General features: G+C 69.7%; 2 protein-coding genes and 1 other RNA gene. 1 reads left to right on the top strand and 2 read right to left on the bottom strand.

The window, feature by feature from the left end; all coding sequences use genetic code 11:
- The first annotated feature begins 681 nt into the window (after positions 1 to 681).
- Positions 682 to 1,143 (top strand): VOC family protein, encoded by a 462-nt coding sequence (locus PV363_RS17565; RefSeq protein ID WP_301023058.1) that lies wholly within the window; start codon positions 682 to 684, stop codon positions 1,141 to 1,143.
- Between the two features lie 196 nt (positions 1,144 to 1,339).
- Here PV363_RS17565 and PV363_RS17560 read toward each other — a convergent pair whose 3' ends face one another.
- Complete coding sequence (locus tag PV363_RS17560; protein WP_301023057.1) at positions 1,340 to 1,507, bottom strand: hypothetical protein; 168 nt, start codon at positions 1,505 to 1,507, stop codon at positions 1,340 to 1,342.
- A gap of 140 nt (positions 1,508 to 1,647) precedes the next feature.
- Positions 1,648 to 2,021: RNase P RNA component class A (rnpB, locus tag PV363_RS17555), an RNA gene on the bottom strand.
- Between the last annotated feature and the right edge of the window lie 5 nt (positions 2,022 to 2,026).

Below are 2,026 nucleotides of genomic sequence, written 5' to 3'. Positions count from 1 at the left end.
CGACCGGGTGATCCTGTCCGGCCGCGCGGTCACGGTCATCGAGGGCACGCTTCACAGCGACCCGCCACCGGTGCCCTAGGACCGGAGGCGCTGAGGCTCCGCTGCCCAGGTGGACAGCGGAGCCGCGATCCAGCCCGCTGCGGTCCTGGTCAGAGCATGTGGTGACGGTGAGCCGGCCGATAAGCCGGACTGTGTGACCGGCGTCTGAGAGGGCAGGTCGAACGCCTGTTCCCCGCGCTGACCTGGGAACGGTCAGCGGGAAGACTCATCGTCTCGCGGTGCCGCAAGACCTCATGTGTCACGAACGTGTCACCGGGACGGAGTGGAGAAGTTGTCACCACGGTCCGTCCGTGCCCTGTGTCCGGTCCCGGGACATGGTTGACGTTTCGGTCCCAAGACATGGGCGACACTCTCGGGTAGGCGAAGGGCGGGGGTGCCTGATCTGACGCTGATGAGCCCAGACCCGGCGCGAGGGAGGTCGACCGCGTGCCTCGATCAAGCGTGTTATGGGCCCCGTTCAGTCCCGAGCCTCCCCGCCCGATCGCCGATTCGGCGCACGGATGCCGGGGCGGGCGGGGACCCCGCATCCACACACTATGTTCGTCGCTGGACCACGCCGCAGCTGTGGTCGAAGTGCGGCTAGGTCCCAACGCTGGCGCCGGCCGAGACGAGGGAGCGCCCATGAAGATCAACCGCTCGGTCCCGCCGCCCACAGTGGTGCCGATCCTCGTCTACCCAGACGTGCGATCTGCCGTGACCTTTCTGACCACTGCCTTCGGCTTCATGGAGCGAACGCGGATCGGCGAAAGCCATCGGGCGCAGCTCGCCGTCGGGGACGACGGTGCCGTGATAGTTGCCGACGTCGGCGGCGAGCGGCGCCCACCGCAGCTGGGCGGTGTCACTCACCTTGTTCGGGTCCGGGTGCCCGACGTCGACGAAGCGTTCGCCCGAGCTCGGGAGCACGGCGCCGTCGTGCTCGAAACGCCGGTCGACCGGGAGTACGGCGAGCGTGACTGCACCCTCGAGGACCTCGCCGGGCACCGATGGCAATTGGCCGAGGTCGTAGCAGACGTGGCACCAGAGGAGTTCGGCTGCGAGACCGTCAGCCCGTGGCCCGTTTACGAGTCCGGGGCGAGCAGCTGATCCCCACGGTCATGGTCGGCGCCGCCTGCTAACCCGCTTCGGGGCGGTTCTCAATGATGATTGAGGCCCAACGCCTCACCTCCCCCCGACGGCCACTGGAAGTGCTCGCTCCGACCGCGGCACCGGAACGACGGCTTGGGGTACGTGCGCGTAGGCAACGCCGTCCATGGTGCGCGCGGCGCTCGGGCTGGCGGGGCTACGGATCGGTGAGGTGCTCGGCATGACCGCTGACCGGATCGTGATCGATCGCCGGGAGGTGACGGTCGATCGGCAGATGCAGCGGATCGGCAACGAGCGCGTGTTGCGCGCCGCTCGCGGCGGTGGCCGGGCACCTGGGCGACACGGTCGAGACGGTCAGCCGCATCTACGTCCATTGGCTGCGCGACGACCGTGAGGTCCCGGCCTCGGTGCTCGATCGGGTGCTGGCCCCTGTGTCACCGACGTGTCACGACGTCGAGGCGGCGGGGGAGTAGCCCGCTCCGGCCCTGGTCAGTGGGGGTGGTGACGGTGAGCCGGCCGATAAGCCGGATTCTGTGAGCGGGTCCCTTGCGGTTGCCGCCCGGTGGCCATCCATCTTTGCGGCCTACCTGGGGACATGTGGCCGGGCCGGCCGTCCCTCGCTTGGCCTTGCTCCGGGTGGGGGTTGCCGAGCCGCCGGGGTCACCCCCGACGCTGGTGCGCTCTTACCGCACCGTTTCACCCTTACCTGTGCGCTGCCCCGGTCGCCCGGGGCGGTGCCATCGGCGGTCTGCTCTCTGTTGCCCTGTACCGGCAGGTCACCCCGTCCTGGCTCACGCCAGCACCCGTGCCCTGTGGAGTCCGGACTTTCCTCGACCCGGCCGCCGGAGCGCCCGGACCGCGGCCACCTGGCCGGCTCACCGTC

This window comes from Mumia sp. (genome assembly GCF_028803055.1).
GTDB lineage: Bacteria > Actinomycetota > Actinomycetes > Propionibacteriales > Nocardioidaceae > Mumia.
This window is presented reverse-complemented; position numbering and strand designations above follow the sequence as displayed.

Excerpts from the sequence above, each read along its gene's own strand:
- PV363_RS17565 (WP_301023058.1), top strand. The coding sequence starts at position 682 with ATGAAGATCAACCGCTCGGTCCCGCCGCCCACAGTGGTGCCGATCCTC.
- PV363_RS17560 (WP_301023057.1), bottom strand. The coding sequence starts at position 1,507 with ATGCGGCTGACCGTCTCGACCGTGTCGCCCAGGTGCCCGGCCACCGCC.